Source organism: Variovorax paradoxus (assembly GCF_000834655.1).
In the GTDB taxonomy this organism is placed as follows: domain Bacteria; phylum Pseudomonadota; class Gammaproteobacteria; order Burkholderiales; family Burkholderiaceae_C; genus Variovorax; species Variovorax paradoxus_F.
The window spans coordinates 26137-45882 of sequence record NZ_JXQQ01000035.1 but is presented as its reverse complement, the minus strand read 5'-3'; the positions used below and the strand labels follow the sequence as shown (position 1 = coordinate 45882).

General features: G+C 68.0%; 18 protein-coding genes. 14 read left to right on the top strand and 4 right to left on the bottom strand.

The genetic code is table 11. From position 1 onward, the window contains the following. The first annotated feature begins 190 nt into the window (after window positions 1-190). From RT97_RS16570 to RT97_RS16510, 14 genes are all read left to right on the top strand, one after another. Entirely contained in the window at window positions 191-2785 is a 2595-nt protein-coding gene (locus RT97_RS16570; RefSeq protein WP_042579892.1) for a DUF2169 family type VI secretion system accessory protein, read from the top strand. Beyond that, window positions 2782-3834, top strand: a complete 1053-nt coding sequence (locus RT97_RS16565) for a pentapeptide repeat-containing protein (RefSeq protein ID WP_042579891.1) — start codon at window positions 2782-2784, stop codon at window positions 3832-3834. The genes RT97_RS16570 and RT97_RS16565 overlap by 4 nt, the downstream gene beginning before the upstream one ends. Before the next feature lie 44 nt (window positions 3835-3878). Next, on the top strand, window positions 3879-4535 hold the full coding sequence (locus tag RT97_RS16560) for a DUF3540 domain-containing protein (RefSeq protein ID WP_253278248.1): 657 nt from the start codon (window positions 3879-3881) through the stop codon (window positions 4533-4535). Between the two features lie 28 nt (window positions 4536-4563). After that, window positions 4564-4959 (top strand): DUF4150 domain-containing protein, encoded by a 396-nt coding sequence (locus tag RT97_RS16555; protein WP_042579889.1) that lies wholly within the window; start codon window positions 4564-4566, stop codon window positions 4957-4959. A 55-nt stretch (window positions 4960-5014) separates the two neighbouring features. Continuing rightward, window positions 5015-7393, top strand: coding sequence for a type VI secretion system Vgr family protein (locus RT97_RS16550; protein ID WP_042579888.1), 2379 nt, complete (start codon window positions 5015-5017; stop codon window positions 7391-7393). Window positions 7394-7416: 23 nt separating this feature from the next. After that, on the top strand, window positions 7417-7908 hold the full coding sequence (locus RT97_RS16545; protein ID WP_042579887.1) for a DUF6484 domain-containing protein: 492 nt from the start codon (window positions 7417-7419) through the stop codon (window positions 7906-7908). Between the two features lie 25 nt (window positions 7909-7933). Further along, window positions 7934-9046, top strand: a complete 1113-nt coding sequence (locus tag RT97_RS16540; RefSeq protein WP_042579886.1) for a DUF2169 family type VI secretion system accessory protein — start codon at window positions 7934-7936, stop codon at window positions 9044-9046. Beyond that, window positions 9043-10080 (top strand): 3-oxoacyl-ACP synthase, encoded by a 1038-nt coding sequence (locus RT97_RS16535; RefSeq protein ID WP_042579885.1) that lies wholly within the window; start codon window positions 9043-9045, stop codon window positions 10078-10080. The genes RT97_RS16540 and RT97_RS16535 overlap by 4 nt, the downstream gene beginning before the upstream one ends. A gap of 2 nt (window positions 10081-10082) precedes the next feature. Then, entirely contained in the window at window positions 10083-11216 is a 1134-nt protein-coding gene (locus RT97_RS16530) for a PAAR-like domain-containing protein (protein ID WP_042579884.1), read from the top strand. A 15-nt stretch (window positions 11217-11231) separates the two neighbouring features. Beyond that, on the top strand, window positions 11232-12116 hold the full coding sequence (locus RT97_RS16525; RefSeq protein ID WP_253278247.1) for a hypothetical protein: 885 nt from the start codon (window positions 11232-11234) through the stop codon (window positions 12114-12116). 13 nt (window positions 12117-12129) lie between these two features. Next, window positions 12130-13419 (top strand): TIGR02270 family protein, encoded by a 1290-nt coding sequence (locus RT97_RS16520; RefSeq protein WP_042579883.1) that lies wholly within the window; start codon window positions 12130-12132, stop codon window positions 13417-13419. Between the two features lie 9 nt (window positions 13420-13428). Beyond that, a complete protein-coding gene (locus RT97_RS33455; protein ID WP_172672214.1) occupies window positions 13429-13596 on the top strand; it encodes a hypothetical protein in 168 nt (55 codons plus the stop codon). Between the two features lie 122 nt (window positions 13597-13718). After that, window positions 13719-15428 carry a type VI secretion system-associated FHA domain protein TagH gene (gene tagH, locus RT97_RS16515; protein ID WP_042579882.1) on the top strand — a complete coding sequence of 570 codons (1710 nt, stop codon included), beginning with the start codon at window positions 13719-13721 and terminating at the stop codon, window positions 15426-15428. Window positions 15429-15507: 79 nt separating this feature from the next. Next, window positions 15508-16347, top strand: a complete 840-nt coding sequence (locus RT97_RS16510) for a PP2C family protein-serine/threonine phosphatase (RefSeq protein ID WP_042579881.1) — start codon at window positions 15508-15510, stop codon at window positions 16345-16347. 37 nt (window positions 16348-16384) lie between these two features. On the opposite strand, the gene RT97_RS16505 is transcribed toward RT97_RS16510, so the two are convergent. The 4 genes from RT97_RS16505 to tssC form a co-directional block, all read right to left on the bottom strand. After that, a complete protein-coding gene (locus RT97_RS16505) occupies window positions 16385-16918 on the bottom strand; it encodes a peptidoglycan recognition protein family protein (protein ID WP_042579880.1) in 534 nt (177 codons plus the stop codon). 70 nt (window positions 16919-16988) lie between these two features. After that, window positions 16989-17549, bottom strand: a complete 561-nt coding sequence (locus RT97_RS16500; RefSeq protein WP_042579879.1) for a hypothetical protein — start codon at window positions 17547-17549, stop codon at window positions 16989-16991. A 64-nt stretch (window positions 17550-17613) separates the two neighbouring features. Further along, window positions 17614-18096 (bottom strand): Hcp family type VI secretion system effector, encoded by a 483-nt coding sequence (locus tag RT97_RS16495; RefSeq protein WP_042579878.1) that lies wholly within the window; start codon window positions 18094-18096, stop codon window positions 17614-17616. A gap of 137 nt (window positions 18097-18233) precedes the next feature. Beyond that, a complete protein-coding gene (tssC, locus tag RT97_RS16490; protein WP_042579877.1) occupies window positions 18234-19727 on the bottom strand; it encodes a type VI secretion system contractile sheath large subunit in 1494 nt (497 codons plus the stop codon). Window positions 19728-19746: the final 19 nt, after the last annotated feature.

Here is a 19746-nt window from a genome sequence, read left to right as displayed (position 1 = left end):
GCCGCCACCGCCGCCGCCACCGCCACCGCCACCGCCACCGCCACCGCCGCCGCCGCCGCCACCGCCGCCACCACCGCCACCGCCACCGCCACCGCCACCGCCACCGCCACCGCCACCGCCGTCCGATCCGATGGACGGAGGGGTGCCGCCGAGTGGCGGGGTGCCCTGAAGAGAGGCCCCGGACGCGACCATGCAAGTCCTCAAACCCCAGGCGCTCGGCCTTTCGACGCGCCCCATCGAGTTCCGCAAGCGCTTCGGTCTCAGCATCAGCGCCTGCCTGCACCTGCCGTTCGCGCAGGGCGCGCGCGGAACGCTGTGGGCCGAGCAGTCGATGTGGTCCTTCCTCGGCAAGGAAATGGCCCAGCCGCTCATCGACGAGGGCGTGGCCAAGCTCACGCCGGAGTTCCTGGTGCACGGCAAGGCGTTTGCGCCCCCTGACAGGCCCAACGGCTGCGCCGTGCGGGCACGTTTCGGCGCACTGGAAAAAACCCTGCTGGTATTGGGCGAACGCTATTGGGACGGCACGCGCCCGAGCGCGGCGCAGCCTTTCCAGGAGATGCCGTTGGACTGGTCCAGGGCCTACGGCGGGCCGGACTTTGCCCTGAACACCAGTGGCCGCGGCCGGCAGAAGTCGGACGGCGTGGCATGGCTGCCCAATATCGAACTGCCGAACGACCGGCTCCTGCGGCCCGACCAGGCCATTGCGCCGGCCGGGATGGGCGCGCTGGACGTGATGCATCCGCAGCGCGTGCAGTACCGAGGCACCTACGATGCCGACTACCTCAAGCAGCATGCGCCGGGGTTCGCACCGGACACCGACTGGCGCTACTTCAACCTGGCGCCGCCCGACCAGTGGATGGAGGCGCCGCTGGTCGGCGACGAGCCGTTCTCCTTCGAGAACATGCACCCCGAGAAGCGCCTCATCGAAGGCCGCCTGCCCGGCATGCGGGCGCGCGTGTTCGTCGGCTACAAGATGGTGGCCGGTGAGCCCAAAGTGCGCGAAGTGCCGCTCAGGCTGACCACCGTGTGGTTCTTTCCGCATGCCGAGCGGTGCATCGCGATCTTTCAGGGGCTGGCCGAGGTCGGCACCGACGACGGCTCCGATGTGGTCAGCCTCATGGGTGCCGTCGAGCGCGTTGGCGAGGTTCGCTCCGATGCGCACTACCTGGACGCCGCCGCCAAGCGCAGCGATCCGAAGATGGGGCCGATCTACGCCATCATCGACAGCGACCTGCTGCCCGAGGGCGTGAGCACCCTGGACCCCGACGTGGAGGCCGCCAAGGCGCCCTTCGGCACGCAAGGCCTGCAAGGCGAAGCCCAGTATCGCCGTGCCGAGACGGACGTTGCGCTCGCACGCGAGAAGGCCGTTGCCATGGGCAAGGACCCGGACGCGCTGGGCATTCGCATGCCGCCGCGCGAGAAGGTTCCGGTCGGCGACGAGTTGCCGCCCTACCTCGAGAAGAAGATGAAGGAGATCGAGGCGCAGCAGTGGGCAGCGGTCGAAGACGCGGTCACCGCGGTCGAGCGCGCGCTGGCGATGTCGCAGGAGCAGAAGATCGACATTGCCAGGCTGCCGCATCGCGGCCCGCCCAGGTACGACCCCGACAAGCACATGGCCCAGATGCGCGCGCAGGTGGCCATGGGCACGCGGCCCCTTGACCTGGCGCCGCTCTTTCCGAAGCTGTGCCAGATCGAGGACGCGCACCGCGCGGGCTATCTGCAGTCCGCCCACATGCAGCCGCGCGCTTTTGCCATGCCGGCGGACGAGGCCGCGAAGCTGCGTGACGAAATGGCGCGCGCGGTGGCGGCCGGCATCAAGTTCTTCGCAGGCATCGATTTCACCGGCGCCGATTTCTCCGGCCTCGATCTGCGGGAGGTGAACTTCGAGGGCGCCTGGCTCGAAAGCGCCGACCTGCGCAACGCCAACCTCTCGGGCGCCAACTTCGCGGGTGCCGTGCTGGCGCATGCCAGGCTCGAAGGCGTCATCGCGATCGGCGCCCGTTTCGGCAAGGCCAATCTGGGCAAGGCCGTGCTGACCCGGGGTGTTTTCGACGACGCCGACTTTTCCGGGGCAATGCTGATGCACTGCGCATTCGCCGGCACGCAGATGCGGCGTGCCAACTTCGCCAAGGCCAACCTGCTGAACACCACCTGGGGCGAGGCCGACTGGGCCGGCGCGGACCTGAGCGGCCAGGTGTTCTACAAGCTGGACATGAAGGGCATGCGCTGGCCGGAAGCGAACCTGTCGGTCTGCAACTTCATCGAGTCGGACCTCACGGGCGTGGACATGCATGGCGCGAAGATCGAGAACGCGACCTTCGTCACCAGCAAGCTCGACGGCGCCAGGATGATGGCGGCGCAGTGCGCCGGCACCGTGGCCGTCAAGGGCTCCAGTCTGGCCGGGGCGGACATGAGCCAGGCCGACCTGCGCAGGTTCAACTTCGGCGCTTCGGACCTGCGCGGCGCCAAGCTGGTTCGCGCGGTGCTCGACGGCGCCAATCTTTGCGAGGCACGGCTCGAAGGGGCCGACCTGCGCCTGGCGAGCGCCAAGGGCGCACTGATGCGCAAGGCCGTGTGCACCAGCGCCTTGCTGTCGGGCGCGGACTTCAGCGATGCGATCTTCCAGTCGGCGGACCTGCGGGGTGCGGACCTGCGGCGCAGCAACCTCTTCGGCGCCGATCTCGGCCGGGTGCGGCTGGACGGCTCGACCAGTTTCGACGGCGCCTTGCTCAAAAGGGCGCGCACTTGGCCGCGGCTCACGCCAGAACAGCAGGCGGCGGCATGAGCCCGAATCTGTTGACCCTTGCGGTGAGCATCGGCGAGGCGCTGGAGGGGCTCACGCTGCGCAAGGGGCGCTATGCCGGGCTGTCGCTGGGCGGTGGCATCTTCTCGCACATCGATTTCGGCGAGGCCGATTTCCGTGGCGCCGATCTGCGCGAAACCGTGTTCGACCAGTGCGATCTGCGCGGTGCCATCGCATCGGGTGCCAACCTGCGCAAAGCCGTCTTCAACCGTTGCAAGCTCGACCATGTGGACTTGCGCAATGCCAACCTGCACGGCGCCGTGTTCACGGAATGCGACCTGACGCATGCGCAGATGGGGCAGTCGGCGATGACGATGGCCACGGTGGCACGGTGCAAGCTCGACCATGCCGTGTTGCGCGGCGCGCAGCTCGATGCCGCAGTGATCAGCCAGTCGGTGCTGCTCGACGTGTGCGCCGACGACACCAGCTGGCAGTACACCACCGTCAACGAGTGCGACCTGTCCCACCTGACGTGGACCGGCGCGCGCATGCAGCGCAACGTGTTCTTCAAGACGTCGCTCAAGGGGATGTCGTTCGCCGGCATGACGCTGGACGGTAGCCAGTTCTCGTCGGCCGACTTGAGCGGTGCCGACTTCAGCGGCATCACGCTGCAGCAATGCAGCTTCCAGGGCGCCAAGCTGGATGGCGCGAAGTTCACCCAGGCCGTCGCGCCCTTGACCATCTTTTGCGAGGCCACGGGCGAGGGCGTCGATTTTTCGGGTGCGCGCCTGCGGCAGGCGATCTTCACGGGCGCTGCGCTGCCCAAGGCCCGTTTTGCGGGCTGCGACCTCTACCAGACGCACTTTGCGGGCGCGAAGCTGCAGGGGGCCGACTTCAGCGGCGCCGAGTTGACGTATGCCGACTTCCGGCACGCCGAGCTCACCGCGGCCGACCTGCGCCGCGCCACGATGCTGCGCGCCGTGCTGCATGGCGCCGCCACCGAGAACGCGCAGATGAGCGACCGTGCGCGCGCCATCGAATCCGACCCCGATCTGATGGAGGCCGAACGCTGGCAACCGCTGGTGGCTTGACCGCGACGAACGATCGAATGAACGAACGAACCAGGGAACACACCATGAATGCAACGATGAAGAAACCCGGCCTCGCGCAGGCCCGCAAGCACCCCGCCGCCAAGGCGATCGCCGGCGAATGGTGCGTGGGCGTGCTGGGAGCCGGCGCATCGGGCGAAGCCGTCGTGACCAGTGGCGGCTTGCGCCTGCATGCCGTGCGTGCCGCCAGCTGCCTGCTGGAGCCAGCGGCCGGCGACAGCGTGGCGTGCCTGCGCATCGCACCCGACGAGGTCTGGATCATGGCGGTGCTGCAACGCGAGGAAGGCACGCCCAACGTCGTGAGCTGCCCGGGCCACATGCGCATTGCCGTGAAGGACGGCGCGCTCGAACTGGAAGCCGCGCGCGTGGGCCTCAAGTCGGACGCGCTCGACATCGCCACGCAGACGGCGCGTGTGGCCACCGACACCGCGGACATCGTCGGGCGCGAGCTCGGCGTGATCGCCACTCGCATGAAGCTGGTGGGATCGATGCTGTCGTCGGTGATGGACCGGGTGCAGCACTTCAGCAAGAGCTACCTGCGCACCACCGACGGCATCGACCGCGTGGCGGCCACGCACGTCGAGTGCGAGGCCCAGCAGTTGCTGCGACTAGAAGGCGAGCACACGCTGGTGAACGGCCGCGAGCTCATCAAGGCGCGCGGCGCGCAGATCCATTTCGGCTGAAGAAAAGTACAGGAAAGCGGAGCACTGCATGTTTGCCAACTGCCAGCTGATGGGCACGGACATGGGGTTTCCCGATGTCTGCATCACGCCCGCCGCGCCGTCGCCCATTCCGGTGCCTTACCCGAACATTGCGATGGGACCGATGGCGATTCCGAACTGCCCCACGATCCTGGTCATGGGCGCGCCGGCGCATAACCTGGGCACCACGATCCCGATGACCAACGGCGACAACTCCGGCGTCCTGATGGGTGTGGCGTCGGGCACCGTGATGGGGCCGAGCCGTCATCTCACCGGCGCCTTCACGGTCCTGTGGAACGGCATGCCCGCCACGCGGCTCACCAGCGTCTCGCTGCAGAACAGCACCAACTGCCCGGGCGTGCGCACGGTGCCGAGCCAACCGCTCGTTCTGCTGCTGGCGCCATAGAGAAACATCGGCAAGTGATGGCGCCGCGGCGCCGCGGAAGGGGAGAGGGCCACGAATGGCTGATCACGAATTCCGGATCGAAAGCGATTCGCCCGCCAACGGCGAACTGATGTTCTGGCGCATCGTCGGCCACGAGGCGCTCGCGCGCGCGTCCACCTACGAGCTCACCGTGCTCTCGAAGAACCGCGCGCTCGACGCCAAGGACATCCTGGGCCGTGCGTTCGACGTGGTCATCGAGTTCCAGGACAAGGACGGCGGCGTGCATGAGCGCCACTGCCAGGGCCATGCGGTGCGCTTCGAGCGCACGGGGCATGTGGGGCGCCACTTCGAATACCGCATCGGGCTGCGCTCGTGGTTCTGGCTGCTCAGCAAGCGCATCAACTCGCGCATCCTGCAGGACAAGAAGGTGCTCGAAGTGCTCGACGCGGTGTTCGAGGACAGCCCCATCAAGCGCTTCAAGAAGACCAAGACCGGCAACGTCATCGGCACCCACAACCCGCGGCGCTATTGCGTGCAGCACCAGGAGAGCGACTACCAGTTCCTATCGCGCCTCCTGGAAGACGAAGGTATCTATTACTGGTTCGACGCGCACGACGCGCCCGGCACCATGCACCTGTCGGACGCGAGCGACATGGCGCACGACAAGCTTCCGGTGGAAGGCACCTTGCGCCACGTGGCGGGCGACACCACCGAGGCGCGCCACAACGAGATCTCGCGCTGGGTGAGCGCGCGCCAGTTCGACACCGGCACCTACGCGTCGCAGGACAGCAACTTCAAGTCGATCAAGAAGAAGCTGGAGGCCGCGGGCGGCGCGCCCGACAAGCACGAGCTGGCCGAGTTCGAGGCCTTCGAGTTCGCGGGCGGCTACTTCTCGGGCGGCGACGCGGACGACAAGGGCAAGCTGCGCGGCGAAGAGATCGTCGCGCGACGCCAGCGCCATTGGGCGCTCACCACCTGGCCCGACGTGACGGCCGGGCGCAGCTTCAGCTTCGAGGGCGACCCCGACGGCGCGCGCGACGGCGACTACATCATCGCGGCCTGCACCTTCGTGGCGAGCCACCCCGGCTACGAGAGCATTCCCCACGGCGCGCCGCGCATGCCGATCGAGCGGGCGCTGCGCGAAGCGCTCGCCGACGATGCGGTCAATGCCGAGGCGCGGCCGGCGCTCGAGGCGCTGATCGCCAGCGCGCCCGCGCTGCGTACCGACCCGCAGGGCACCAGCGCCTTCCTCATCACCGCGCTGCCGATCGACGTGCCGTTCCGCCCGCCGCGGCTCACGCCGCGCGTGGTGATGCCGGGGCCGCAGTCGGCCATCGTGGTGGGGCCGGCCGGCGAGGAAATCCATGCCGACGACTTCGGCCGCGTGAAGGTGCACTTTCACTGGGACCGCTACGACAAGAGCGACGAGAAATCGACCTGCTGGGTGCGCGTGTCGCAGCCATGGGCAGGCAAGGGGTGGGGCGGGTATTTCATTCCGCGCATCGGGCAGGAGGTGATCGTCGACTTTTTGAACGGCGACCCCGACCGGCCGATCATCGTGGGCCGCGTCTACAACGACGACCAGCCCATTCCGTTCGGCTCGCACACGCAGAGCGGCTTTCGCACGCGCTCCACGCCCAAGGGCAGCGCGTCGAACTGCAACGAGTTCCGCTTCGAGGACAAGAAAGGCTCCGAGCAGGTGTACCTGCACGCCGAGAAGAACCAGGACATCGAGGTCGAGAACGACGAGACTCACTGGGTCGGCCACGACCGCACCAAGACCATCGACCACGACGAGACCACGCACGTCAAGCACGACCGCACCGAGACGGTGGACAACAACGAGACGATCACCGTGCACGGCCAGCGCACGGAAACCGTGGACAAGAACGAGACCATCACGGTCCACATGAACCGCACGGAAACGGTGGACCTGAACGAGACGATCTCCATCGGACAGAACCGCTCGATCACCGTGGGCGCGAGCGAGACGGCGACGGTGGCGCTGCAGCGCACGCACACGGTGGGCATCAACGAGACCATCACCGTGGGCGCCGCGCAGGAAATCACGGTGGGCGCGATGCAGGCGGTGACGGTGGGGGCGAGCCAGACGATCAGCGTGGGGGCGAACCAGTCGAGCAGCATCGGGGCGAATCGGTCGGTGGATGTGGGGGCGGACCTCTCCACCACCGTGGGCAAGAACGAATCGCGCACCGTGGGCCAGGGGCGCACCACCAGCGTGGGCAAGGACGACTCGCTCACCGTCGGCAAGAACCTGGTCATCAGCGCGGGCGACTCGATCTCGATTACCACCGGCAGCGCGAGCATCACGATGAAGAAGGACGGGACCATCGTCATCAAGGGCAAGGACATCACGATCGACGCCTCGGGAAAGATCAATGCGAAGGCGAGCAGCGACATCGTGATGAAGGGCTCGAAGATCCTGCAGAACTGAACACCATCCACGGAGCACACACCATGAGCGGCAGAGACCTGATCGAGAGCGGGATGCAGCAAGCCCTGGCCACCCTGCCCACCTCGCCATATGGCGGCGTGGTCACCGGCGAGCTGGTTGCCATCGCCGACGAGGGGCGAACGCCGCTCGTGATGTTCCCGGGCCAGCCGGGCATCGCGGCCGTGCGTGCGCGCAGCGTGGTCGACCTGCACGGCGCGCACATCGGCGCGGCGGTGGTGCTGATGTTCGAGGAGGCCGATGCGGCGCGCCCGATCGTGATGGGCGTGCTTCGCGGCAACGAGTGTTGGCCGCTAGCCGAGAAGCCGGCGCAGGTCGAGGTCGACGCCGACGGCCAGCGCATGCTCGTGAGCGCGCGCGAGCAACTGGTGCTGCGTTGCGGCAAGGCAAGCATCACGCTCACGCGCGCCGGCAAAGTACTTATCCAGGGCAGCTACGTGCTGAGCCGGTCCACGGGCGTGAACCGGGTCAAGGGCGGGGCGGTGCAGATCAACTGAACGACTGAACGGACGGAGCCCGGCCATGGAGATCGTGAACGCCACCGGCATGACCGTCGGCTACACCATGGGTGTCGAGCCCTCGGGGCGCGAGCTGCTGGTCGTGGTGGTGAAGGGCACGTTCGCGATTCCCCAGGATGGCGGCGCGGCAGAGCTTCTTGCAGAGCAGCGCCCGCTGATCACGGCCGACACCTTCACCGGTGCGCCGGGGTATTCGGCGCCGGCGGAAGAGGTCGATTTCGCACCGCGGAAGCTGCGCTGCGACGTGCTGGTGTCGGGCAGCGCGCACGCGCCGCACGGCGAACCCGCGCAGCACGTGGCGGTGGGCGTGCGGCTCGGGCACTGGAAGAAGGTGTTCTCCGTCGTCGGCGACCGGCACTGGGAGGCGGGGCTCTCGGGTTGCCGGGCCTCGCTGCCGCTGCCTTTCGTCACGAAGGCCATCACCTATGACGTGGCGTTCGGCGGCGTGGACGAGCGCCACGAAGACCCGGCCCGGCACGCCGCCTACATGGCCAATCCTGTCGGGCTCGGCTGGCACCGCAATCTGCAGGCGCGCTTGGTGGACGGCGCGCCCTTGCCGAACACCGAGGCGCTCGACCACCCCGTCGATGCGCCCGATGGCGCCTTCGCGCCGATGGCACTCGGGCCGCTCGGCAGGGGCTGGTCGGGCCGTCTGCCCCATGCGGGCACCTACGACCAGGACTGGATTGACAACACCTTCCCGTTCCTGCCGGCCGACTTCCGCGACGACTACTACCAGGCGGCACCCGCCGACCAGCAGATCGCCTATCCATCCGGCGGCGAGGAAATGGCCCTGGCCAACCTGACGCCCGAGGGGCACACGCGCTTCCACCTGCCGTCGCGCGAGGTGCCGGTCACCTTCTTCCACCGCAAGGGCGGGCACGAGGAAACGCGCGCGGTGCTCGACACGATCGCCATCCACGCGGACCAGGGGTTCATGACGCTCGCCTGGCGCAGCACCGTGCCGCTGCGAAAGAACATGTTCGAGATCTCCAGCATCCTGGCGGGCACCAAGTCGCGCGGCTGGTGGCGGGCCCGCGCCCTCGGCAAGACCTACCACCCGTCGCTGGGCGATCTGGTGCGCGGCCAACGCGCAACGTCGCAGGAGGCCGCATGAGCGCGACGCCCCTGGTAGTGAGCCGCACCGGCATGGTGACGGGCGTCGGGCTCGACGCAGCGACGAGCTGTGCCGCGATCCGGGGCGCCATCGACAATTTTCAGCAGACCGCGTTCCGGGACCGCAATGGCGAATGGATCATGGGCTGCGAGGTCGCGCTCCATGCACCGTGGCGCGGCGAGAAGAAGCTGCTGGCGATGGCCGCGCGCGCGATCGGCGAGTGCCTGGAAGGCTTCGACCAGGCAGCCTGCGAGGCGACGCCGCTGTTGCTGTGCCTTGCCGAAGCCGACCGGCCGGGGCGCATCGTGCGGAACGATGCACGGCTTCTCGAAGCCTTGCAACGTGAGTTGGGCTTCGACTTTCACCCGCAGTCCGCTGTCATCGCGCAGGGCCACGTGTCGGGCGCGGTGGCGCTGTACCGCGCGCGCCAGCTCGTGGATGCGTCGCTCGCCTCGCAGGTCGTGGTGGCGGCGAGCGACAGCCTGCTCGACGGCGCGGCGCTGGCCGACTGCGAAGCGCGCGACCGGCTGCTGACAAGCGCGAACTCCGACGGCTTCATTCCCGGCGAGGGCGCGGCCGCGCTGCTCGTGGAGCCGCTGCGCGCGCAGGCTTGGGGGCAGTTGGTGTGTCGCGGCATCGGCTTTGCGGTCGAGAAGGCCCACATCGATTCGGAAGAGCCGTTGCGCGCCGACGGGCTGACCTCGGCCATCAAGCAGTCGCTGCAGGAGGCCGGCTGCGGCGAGAGCATCCTGGACTTCAAGATCATCGATGCGTCCGGCGGGCAGTACGTGTTCAAGGAGGCCACGCTCGCGTTCGGCCGCATCGACCGCACCAAGCGCACCGAGTTCGACGTGTGGCATCCGGCCGATTGCATCGGCGAGGTGGGCGCGCCCGTGGGGCTCGCGATGATCGCCGTGCTCAAGGCGGCCTTCGAGAAAGCCTATGCGCGGGGAAACAACGTGCTGCTGCATTTGGGCAATGACGACGGAAAGCGCGCGTCGATGATCTTCTCCTGGCATTTCACGGGGGACTGAGCATGGCCAACCAGGTCTTCGCGAACGGCAGGGAAGTGGCATGCAAGGCCGGCGCGGGCAAGACCATCTGCGCCACGCCCGACGTTTGCATGACGCCGCCCGAGAACCCCGCGACGCCGCCGGGCGTGCCCGTGCCCTACCCGAACACGGGGCTCGCATCGGACACCACCGACGGCAGCCGCAGCGTGCAGATCTCGGGCCAGGAAATCATGTTGAAGAACAAGTCGTACTTCAAGACTTCTTCGGGCGACGAGGCGGGCAGCGCGGCCAAGAAGGGCGTGATCTCCAGCAAGAACAAGGGCAAGGTGTACTTCATCGACTGGTCGATGGACGTGAAGTTCGAAGGCGAGAACGCGGTGCGCCACCTGGACAAGACCACCAACAACCACGGCAGTCCGACGGCCAACGAATCCATTCCCTGGCCGTTCGTCGATTCGATGGCCGACGGCAACATCGACAAGACTGCGTGCGACGGCGACAAGGCGCGCGAGGAGCGCGCCTGCGCCGAATACAAGCCGGCCAAGAAGGACGGCAAGGATGTCTGCGCCGAGACCGGCCTTGGCGGCGATTTCGGCTCGATCAAGGGCGATTTGCCCGGCGCTGCGAAGCGTGCGAGCGAGAACGAGTGCGCCGCCGCGCGGCGCTGCCGCCTCGTGCCTTACCAGGCCTCGCCCAAGGTGGAAGACGGCATCAAGGGCTGCTGTCCCGCGCAGACCGGCGACCACATCGTTCCGAAGAGTTCGTTCTTCAAGGACAGCTATGGCGGCAGCCCCATGACTGGCTGGAAGAAATACCGCATGGAGGACGCGCCCTGCATGTGCACGGAAGGCGGCAGTTGCTCGGGAACGCACGGACTGCGGCACACGCACCACAAGACGACCTCGAGCGTGCCGCACGGCACCCACCGGCCTTTCGACGAGGAGGTGACGCACTGCGCCGCGGGCGCGAAGGCCGTGGCGCCGCACTGCGACCAGAAATGCATCGAGGCCCAGTTGAAGGAAGGGCACAAGGGGCTGGGCGATACGAGCAAGGACGTGAAGCATTCATCGACCGGCAAGACTGACATCGAACACTATTCGTCGCTGCAGGACACCATCAACAAGACGGCCGGCTCGCTGGGCGCGCCGCTGCCGTGAACACAAGGAGCCGCCATGGCCGAGAGGGTATCGATCAAGCGTGAGTTCGTGCGGGGCGCCGCACGCCTTGCAGACCTGGTGTACGTCATCAGCCAGATGAAGACGCTGCTGGAGCAGGACATCGCGCATGTGAGCCTGGTGGGGCTCTACAAGGGCAACTGGGGCGACGCCTTCAACACCACCTGGAATGCGACAGCCGTTGCCGTGGCGAAGCTGCCGACGGAGAAGGTGGTGCTCATCGGCGAGGACGGCGACGTCGCCACCTACGTGGGCGGCCGGCGCGAAGACGAGACGATCGCGCCGCAGCCCGTGATGATCCGCAACGCCCGCGAGATCGGGGGGCACGTCCACGCGTGCGGCAGCAAGCGGCAGGTCTTCAAGCGCATCGGCGAGCGCCAGTGGATCGACATGAGCGCGCCGCGCGCCGCGCAGACCGAGGTGTTCGGCTTCGAGGCGATCGACGGCTATGCCGACAACGAGATCTACGCCGTCGGCTGGGCCGGGGAGATCTGGCGCCACGATGGCGCGGCGTGGACGCAGTGCGGCAGCCCCACCAACGTCATCCTCACGGCCGTCTGCTGCGCGGGCAATGGCCTCGTGTATGCCGCGGGGCAGGGCGGCGTGCTCCTGAGCGGACGCGGCGATGCATGGACGCCGGTGGACTGGGAAGACGAAGTCACCGCCGACCTGTGGGACTTGTGCTGGTTCCAGGACAGGCTGTACGTGGCGACCACGTCGGGCCTCTACACACTGGACGCGAACCGCCTCGTGCCGGTGGACTACGGTGCGATGGGGCCGGTCACCGGCTACAGCCTCAGCACGGCACAGGGCGTGCTCTGGTCCGTCGGGAAATCCGACGTGGCGTCGTTCGACGGCACCGTGTGGCGCAAGTACGACTGAGCGGGCGTTCCGCATGACCGCCGCCACCATCGCACGCAGCGCGGCCGCGCCGGTGGCGCTCGTCGTGCAGCGCCACGCGGAGGAGGCAGCGCTGCTGTGCAACCAGCGCTTCTTTCTTGCCGCGTCCGGGCACACGAAGCTGCATCACTTGCGGCGCCTGGACGACCGGCTGGCCGCGCACCTCGACGGCCTGGCTGTGGCGCGCGATGCGGGCAGCAGGGCGTGCGACGAGGCGCTCGCCAGCGCCGGACGTGGCGAGGTGTTCGCGGCCATCGTGCTGGCACTGGAAAACCACGACCTGCCTCGGCTCGAACGCCTGCTGGCCATTGCCGAGCTGCTGCCTGAAGTGCGCGATGCGGTCGCGCTGGCCGGCGGCTGGGCGTCGGGCGAGTCGCTGCGCGGCATCGCCAAGGACATGCTCGATTCGCCCCACGCGTTTCGCCGCGCCGTCGCCATCGCCGCCTGCGACTTCCACATGGTCGACCCCGGCGAGGCGCTGAACGCCGCGGTCGCCCATGCCGACGTGGTGCTGCGCGCGCAGGCGCTGCGCGCCGCGGGCGAGTGCGCAAGGCGCGATCTCGCGGCCGCGTGCATCGGTGCGCTGGAAGACGAAGACGCCGGCTGCCGCTTCTGGGCCGCGCGCTCGGCCGTGCTGCTGGGCGAACGCCACAAGCCCATCCACGCGCTGCACGACGCAACGCTGCTGCCCGGCACTTCGCACGGCCGGCTCGCGCTGTCGCTGCTTTTCAAGCTCGCGACGCCGGCGCAAGCAGCGCCGCTGCTGGCGGAGATGCTCGACAAGCCCGCCCACGTGCGGGACGCCGTGCGCAGCGCGGGCACGGTGGGCGACACGCGGCTGGTGCCCTGGCTCATCGCGCAGATGGAAGACCCGGCGCTCTCGCGCCTTGCGGGTGAGGCGTTCAGCACCATCACCGGCCTGGACCTGGCCTGGCTAGACCTGGAACGCAAGCCGCCCGAAAACATCGAGTCCGGCCCCGGCGATGCGCCGGAAGGCGAGGACGTCGCCATGGACGAGGATGACGGACTGCCCTGGCCCGACCCCGCGCGGATCGGCGGTTGGTGGGCCGCCAACGGGCACGGCTTTGCGCCGGGCGAGCGCTACTTCATGGGCGCTGTGCCGTCGTGGGCGCATTGCGTGGGCGTGCTTAGGCATGGCTGCCAGCGCCAGCGCATGGCAGCGGCGGAATACCTCTGCCTGCTGCGCCCCGGCAGCAAGCTCTTTCCGACGAGCGCGCCAGCCTGGCGCCAGCAGCGCTGGCTCGAGCAATGGCCGGACGAATGAACATCACGAATGCCCGCGAAATACATCCTCGCCGCATTGGCCGTGGCCTTCCTGCTCGCGGCGGGACTGCGCTGCGCGAGGGGTGGCTCGGTGCGCGATGCCGCCGTGCGCACCTGGCTCCTCATCGCCCTCATCTTCACCGCCGTCGCCGCCTGGCTGCAATGGCATACCTCTTAAGGCGAGATTGCCAACGTGCCCCACGGAATGAATACTCCTTCTGAGTTTTTTCGCCCGTACGCGCCCGCGTGCGTGCGGGTGTGTTCGGGCATAGAAGGGCCTAGAGCCTCGGGGGCCGTTTCATGATCCATATCGCTGTCATCACCCGGCAAGGCGCTCCGGCGGGGCAGTCCATCGCGGCCGATTTTGGGCCCAACGGGGGCACCATCGGCCGGGCCGACACCAACACGCTGGTGCTCGACGACCCCGACCGCACCGTCTCGCGCGTGCATGCGCAGGTGCTGTGCCGCGACGGGCAGTACTTCGTGATCGACCGGGGCAGCAATCCGATGCAGTGCAACGGCGTGTCGCTGGGCTCGGGCAAGGAAGCGCCGCTCACCGATGGTGCGCGACTGGTCGTCGGCAGCTTCGAGCTCAGCGTGCGCATGACGGCCGCTGCGGCACCGCCGTCGCTGGCGATTCCCAACACCATCATGTCGGCGCCGGTGGGCGCCGCTGCGCCAGCCGCGAGCACGAGCGACGATCCGTTTGCCGATCTGCTCGCGGGCCTCGGCTCGCCGCCGGCACCCGCGCCCGCTTCGTCCGGCGCCGCCAGGGCGCCCGCGCCCGCCAGCGCCGATTCGCTGCTGTTTCCCGACCCGATGGAGACGGGCTCGCGCAACGCGCAGGCCGCGCAGGTCGATCCGTTCGCCAACCTGCTCGGGCCCTCGCCGAGCTCGGCGCCGGCCGCGGGCCTGGGCGCGCTCGACGATTTCTCCGACCTGGGCGCGCCGCCCGCGCACGGCAAGGCATCGGGCATCGACGAGTTGTTCGGCGGCATGGGCGGCGGTGGCGGCATCGGCGGCGATCCGCTTGCGCTGTCGCCGCTGGCCGATCCGCTGCTGCAACCGAACACGGCGTCGTCCGCGGACCCGCTCGCCGCATTGCAGAGCGCGGCGCCGACCACGCCGACGCCGCGCTCAGACCACCTGCCGATCGACCAGTTCGGCTTCACGCCGCCGAAGGCGGTGACGCCACCGCCTCCACCGCCTCCGCAACCTTCGCCCCCCCCGGTATCTGCCGCGTCCGCGGAGGTGCTGCCGCAGTTCGACGACATCACGGGCCAGCCGATCCGCATCAGCGGCCCCGAGCCTGGGAGCCGGCCGCTGGAGTCGCTGCCGCCCCTGCCGCCGCCGCCTGCGCCACCGGTCCAGCGCGCGTCGGCACCGGCCGCGCCCCGCGCCGAGCGCACGGCCTCCGACGACGAGCTGCTCGCCGCGTTCCTGCGCGGCCTGGCCAGCACGCACCAGCCGCCCGAGATGCTCACGCCCGGCCTCATGGAGCGCATCGGCTCGATGCTGCGCAGCGCCACCGAGGGCACGCTGCAACTGCTGCTCACGCGCCAGGAGTTCAAGCGCGAGGTGCGCGCCGAGGTCACGATGATCGCGGCGCAGGCGAACAACCCGTTGAAGTTCTCGCCCACGGTGGAGGTGGCGCTCGCGCACCTGCTCGGGCCCGGCGTACGCGGCTTCATGCCGCCGGAAGCCGCCATGCGCGATGCCTTCAACGACCTGCGCGCCCACCAGTTCGGCGTGATGGTGGGCATGCGCGCAGCGCTCGCGCATGTCATCGCGCGCTTCGAGCCCGAAGAGCTCGAGAAGAAGATCAGCGCGAAGTCCGCGCTCGACGCCATCTTCGCGGCCAACCGCAAGGCCAAGCTCTGGGACCAGTTCGTGGCGCTCTACGGCGGCATCGCGAGCGAGGCGGAAGACGATTTCCACAACCTCTTCGGCAAGGCTTTCCTGGAGGCCTACGAAGAGCAGATGGCGCGCCTGAAGTCCGACGGGCAGTGAAGAAGAAAAGCAGGCGCAGCACAACGACGACCTCGGTCGAAGCCACCACAACAACACCAGCAATCGCGAGGCACCCCGCTTGGAAATCGAAATCGTCACGTTGTCCCGACAGGGCGGCCGCACCTACAACGAGGACGTCCACGGCCACTGGCACGACGAGCGCTACGTCGCCTGCCTGGTGGCCGACGGCGCGGGCGGCCATGGCGGCGGCGATGTGGCCGCGGCCACGGCGCGCAGCAGCATGCTGGGCGGCTTCTCGGCGGCGCCGGGGCTGGACGAGTTCACACTGCGCACGCTGGTCGAGCAGGCCAACCGCGACGTGGTCGCGCGCCAGGCCGAGGGCGGCAAGCTCGCGGGCATGCGCTCCACGGTGGTCTTCGCGGCCATCGACCTGGAGAACCAGGCGCTCGCCTGGGTGCACAGCGGCGACAGCCGCGCCTACCTCTTTCGCGGCGGCGCCATCGTGGCGCGCACCACCGACCACAGCCTGGTGCAGCAGATGGTCGCGGGCGGCATGCTCGACGAGGAGGGCGCGCGCCTGCATCCGCAGCGCAACATGCTCCTGTCGGCGCTCGGCTCGATCGAGGAGGCGCCCGACATCGCGGTGTCGGACCGCATGCGCCTGGTCGCGGGCGACGTGCTGCTGCTGTGCAGCGATGGCGTGTGGGAGCCCTTGGGCGACGAGTGCCTGGTCGACACGCTGCATGCCTCGCGCACGCCCAGCCAATGGACGGAGCAGCTGGACACGCAGATCAAGTCGCGCGCCAAGCCGGGCCACGACAACTACACCGCGCTCACGCTGTGGGTGATGCCCGACGACGCGGACGACGCCACGCGGCTGATGCCCGCGGTGGAAGAGGTCACGATGCCGGCGCCGATCGAGGAGCCGCCGGCAACGCCCGAAAAGCCTGCGGAATAAGGGGCGAGGAGAAGAACGGCCGGGGCCTTGCAGGCCCCTAGCCCATCAGTCCCGCCGCCGAGTCGACGATGTCCTGCAGCTGGGCGATCACCGGCTTGCCCGGGCAGGGCTTCGATTTGGTGAACATCGCGTGGTACGACAGGCCGCTGTCGTCCGGCGTGGTCGCCAGTTTCAGCGGCACGCCGTATTCGCCGTTGAGCCAGGCGAGCAGGTAGCCGTTCATGCGGATTTGCATGTCGGTGAGGGTCTCGCCGTGCACCGCGACGTTCTCCACGCTGTACCAGAGGTTGTCCACCTTCCAGCCGTCCACCGCCCAGGAGCGCTGCGACAGCGGGATGTACTGCGCGATGGTGCCGCCCTTGTCCACCGCGAAGTGGGCCGAGGCCGCGCGGTTCTCCCAGGTGGTCTTGAGCGAGCTCAGGAGGCTGTTGCCGTCGGTGATGTGGACGATCAGCCCCTTGATGGCCGTCTTCTTCATGAGGCCGGCGGCGCCGGGGCCGCCGTAGTGCTTGCTCAACGGGTAGCACTCATCCGCATACGGGTGATAGTCGTCGTTGTTCCACTTGCCCATCTCGCATTCCTCTCGGGTTGCTTTCGGATCGGTCCCGGATCGCTCTCGGATCGCTCTGGTGCCCCGCCTGTCAGGGCTTCTTCGGCCGGTAGGCCTTGAGCGTGCCGGTCACGGTGATGTCCACCGTGACCACCACGAGGGCCGACTCCATCTTTCCGTTGTCCTGCCGCTTCATCTGCTTGCGGGTGGTGGTCGATGTCGAGCTGCCCTTCCAGCGGATCGTGCTGGAGCGCACCGCCTCCTTGTTGCCCCGGTAGTTCTGCTCCAGCACCGTGATGGCGCCGGTACCCGGGTTCTTCGACAGGATGGAGGTGTGGTGCGGGTGGCCCACCGACACCGAGGGGTCGTCGACCCAGCCCGAGTCGTCCGCGAAGGTGACGTCGGTCGTGGTGGTCGTGGTCATCTCGTAGTCGCGGTACTGCAGGATGTCGCCCGGCAGCGCATCCTTGAGCGCGACTTCGTCGCCCCAGATGTAGTCGTCGTCGGCGCCCATCGGTCCGAAGTCCGAGGAGGTGCCGGCGCCGGCTTGCAGCAAAGCCTTGTTGGCCAGGTCCCAGCATTCGCCTGCGCCGATCTGCTTGCCGACCTGGGCGCTGGCCCATTGGAGGGCCTTGGCGTTGAGTGTTGCCATCGCGTGTCTCCGGCGAAGGGGTGAAGCGGCCTCCGGCCGCTTTCAGGCCAGCCGGAGAAGCGCGTCAGACCTTCTTGTTGGCAGCGATGTCCCAGCCGGTTTCCTTGGTGCCGTCGCCGGAACCGTCGGCCTTCTGCGGCGTGTATTCGTACTTGAACTTGGAGAAGTTCAGCGTCACGGTCTCGGTCAGGCGGTCTTCGCCGCCGCTGCCACCGGTGTGGATGTTGCTCACCAGGATGTCTTCCATCGTGAGCTTGATGTATTCGAGCGGCGTCGCGCCGGCCTTGCGCACCACCAGCGTGCCCTTCTTGATGTGCTGGCCATTGCAGCAATCCAGAAGCAGCAGGTGCGAGGCGGAGTCGACGTACTTGGTGATCGAGACGTCCTGCACGCTCACCTTGCCGGCGCCCGAGCCGCCGCCCACGTGGCCGGTGCCGGACTGGCTGGCACCCCAGCTCCAGGCGAGAACGTCGATTTCCTTCTTGTGCGAATCGTCCTTGGATTCGCCGTCGACGCCTTCGAGCTTCAAAAACATGTCTGCAGCCATGATGCTTACCTTTCAGTTGTGTGTGAGTCAGGGAAAAAGGGCTTCCGTGCGGTGCCTAAGCGTTGGTGCCCGGGAGCTGTAGAGAGAACGAGCAAGGGCCTCTTTTTTCAAAGGCCCTCCGAAGGCATATGCCTTCGTTACTTCCCGCCCTTGGCCGAGGGCAGCTTGGACACCAGCCGCAGCGACACCGTGAGGCCTTCGAGCTGGTAGTGCGGGCGCAGGAAGAACTTGGAGGTGTAGTAGCCGGGGTTGCCCTCGACCTCTTCCACCACCACCTCGGCGGCGGCCAGGGGCTTGCGCGCCTTGGTCTCTTCCGACGAGTTGACGGGGTCCCCGTCCACGTAGTTCATGATCCATTTGTTGAGCCAGCGCTGCATGTCGTCGCGCTCCTTGAAGCTGCCCACCTTGTCGCGCACGATGCACTTGAGGTAGTGCGCAAAGCGGTTGCAGGCAAAGAGGTAGGGCAGGCGCGCGGCCAGGTTGGCGTTGGCCGTGGCGTCCGGATCGTCGTATTCGGCGGGCTTGTGCAGCGACTGCGCGCCGATGAAGGCTGCGAAGTCGGAGTTCTTGCGGTGGATGAGCGAGAGCAGGCCCGCCTTGGAGAGCTCGGCTTCGCGCCGGTCGCTGATGGCGATTTCGGTGGGGCACTTCTGGTCCACGCCGCCGTCGTCGCTCGGGAAGGTGTGCAGCGGCAGGTTCTCCACCGCGCCGCCCGACTCGATGCCGCGGATGCGCGAGCCCCAGCCGTAGAGCTTGTACGAGCGATTGATGTTGGTCGCCATCGCATAGGCGGCGTTGGCCCAGGCGTACTTGCTGTGGTCGGCGCCGGCGGTGTCTTCCTCGAAGTCGAACTCCTCCACCGGGTTGGTGTTGGCGCCGTAGGGGGTGCGCGCAAGAAAGCGCGGCATGCACAGGCCCAGGTACTTGGCGTCGTCCGAGTCGCGGAGCGACCGCCAGCCGGCGTACTCGGGCGTGAGGAAGATCTTGGTGAGGTCGCGCGGGTTCGCGAGCTCCTGCCACGACTCCATCTGCATCAGGTTGGGGCTCGCGCCGGTGATGAAGGGGGCATGCGCCGAGGCCGCGATCTTGGACATTTCACCGAGCAGCTCGATGTCGGGCGGGCTCTGGTCGAAGTGGTAGTCGCCCACCAGCGCGCCGAAGGGCTCGCCGCCGAACTGGCCGTATTCCTGTTCGTAGATCTTCTTGAACATCGGGCTCTGGTCCCAGGCCGCGCCCTTGAATTTCTTCAGGCTCTTGGCCAGGTCCACCTTGGAGATGTCCATCACCCGGATCTTCAGGTGCTCGTCGGTCTCGGTGTTGTTCACCATGTAGTGCAGGCCGCGCCATGCACTCTCCAACTTCTGGTAGTCGGGGTGGTGGATGATCTTGTTGACTTGGTCGGTCAGCTTGGCGTCGATCGCGGCGATCATGGCCTGGATCGACTTGGTCACGTCCTTGCCGATGACCGTGCTGTTGCTCAGCGCCTGCTGCGCGAGCGTGAGCACGGCGGCTTCGACGGCGCTCTTGGCTTCGTCGCTGCGCGGCTTGAATTCCTTCTGAAGGAGCGACGAAAAGTCGCTGCCCGCATAGGCAACGTCCTTGAGTGCGCTCTGCTCGAGTGCTTCGGCCATGGTGGTTTCTCCTCGTGTA

What these genes read in the sequence shown, in the direction of transcription:
- RT97_RS16570 (WP_042579892.1), top strand. Translation starts at nt 191, where the DNA reads ATGCAAGTCCTCAAACCCCAGGCGCTCGGCCTTTCGACGCGCCCCATC.
- RT97_RS16565 (WP_042579891.1), top strand. Translation starts at nt 2,782, where the DNA reads ATGAGCCCGAATCTGTTGACCCTTGCGGTGAGCATCGGCGAGGCGCTG.
- RT97_RS16560 (WP_253278248.1), top strand. Translation starts at nt 3,879, where the DNA reads ATGAATGCAACGATGAAGAAACCCGGCCTCGCGCAGGCCCGCAAGCAC.
- RT97_RS16555 (WP_042579889.1), top strand. Translation starts at nt 4,564, where the DNA reads ATGTTTGCCAACTGCCAGCTGATGGGCACGGACATGGGGTTTCCCGAT.
- RT97_RS16550 (WP_042579888.1), top strand. Translation starts at nt 5,015, where the DNA reads ATGGCTGATCACGAATTCCGGATCGAAAGCGATTCGCCCGCCAACGGC.
- RT97_RS16545 (WP_042579887.1), top strand. Translation starts at nt 7,417, where the DNA reads ATGAGCGGCAGAGACCTGATCGAGAGCGGGATGCAGCAAGCCCTGGCC.
- RT97_RS16540 (WP_042579886.1), top strand. Translation starts at nt 7,934, where the DNA reads ATGGAGATCGTGAACGCCACCGGCATGACCGTCGGCTACACCATGGGT.
- RT97_RS16535 (WP_042579885.1), top strand. Translation starts at nt 9,043, where the DNA reads ATGAGCGCGACGCCCCTGGTAGTGAGCCGCACCGGCATGGTGACGGGC.
- RT97_RS16530 (WP_042579884.1), top strand. Translation starts at nt 10,083, where the DNA reads ATGGCCAACCAGGTCTTCGCGAACGGCAGGGAAGTGGCATGCAAGGCC.
- RT97_RS16525 (WP_253278247.1), top strand. Translation starts at nt 11,232, where the DNA reads ATGGCCGAGAGGGTATCGATCAAGCGTGAGTTCGTGCGGGGCGCCGCA.
- RT97_RS16520 (WP_042579883.1), top strand. Translation starts at nt 12,130, where the DNA reads ATGACCGCCGCCACCATCGCACGCAGCGCGGCCGCGCCGGTGGCGCTC.
- RT97_RS33455 (WP_172672214.1), top strand. Translation starts at nt 13,429, where the DNA reads ATGCCCGCGAAATACATCCTCGCCGCATTGGCCGTGGCCTTCCTGCTC.
- tagH (WP_042579882.1), top strand. Translation starts at nt 13,719, where the DNA reads ATGATCCATATCGCTGTCATCACCCGGCAAGGCGCTCCGGCGGGGCAG.
- RT97_RS16505 (WP_042579880.1), bottom strand. Translation starts at nt 16,918, where the DNA reads ATGGGCAAGTGGAACAACGACGACTATCACCCGTATGCGGATGAGTGC.
- RT97_RS16500 (WP_042579879.1), bottom strand. Translation starts at nt 17,549, where the DNA reads ATGGCAACACTCAACGCCAAGGCCCTCCAATGGGCCAGCGCCCAGGTC.
- RT97_RS16495 (WP_042579878.1), bottom strand. Translation starts at nt 18,096, where the DNA reads ATGGCTGCAGACATGTTTTTGAAGCTCGAAGGCGTCGACGGCGAATCC.
- tssC (WP_042579877.1), bottom strand. Translation starts at nt 19,727, where the DNA reads ATGGCCGAAGCACTCGAGCAGAGCGCACTCAAGGACGTTGCCTATGCG.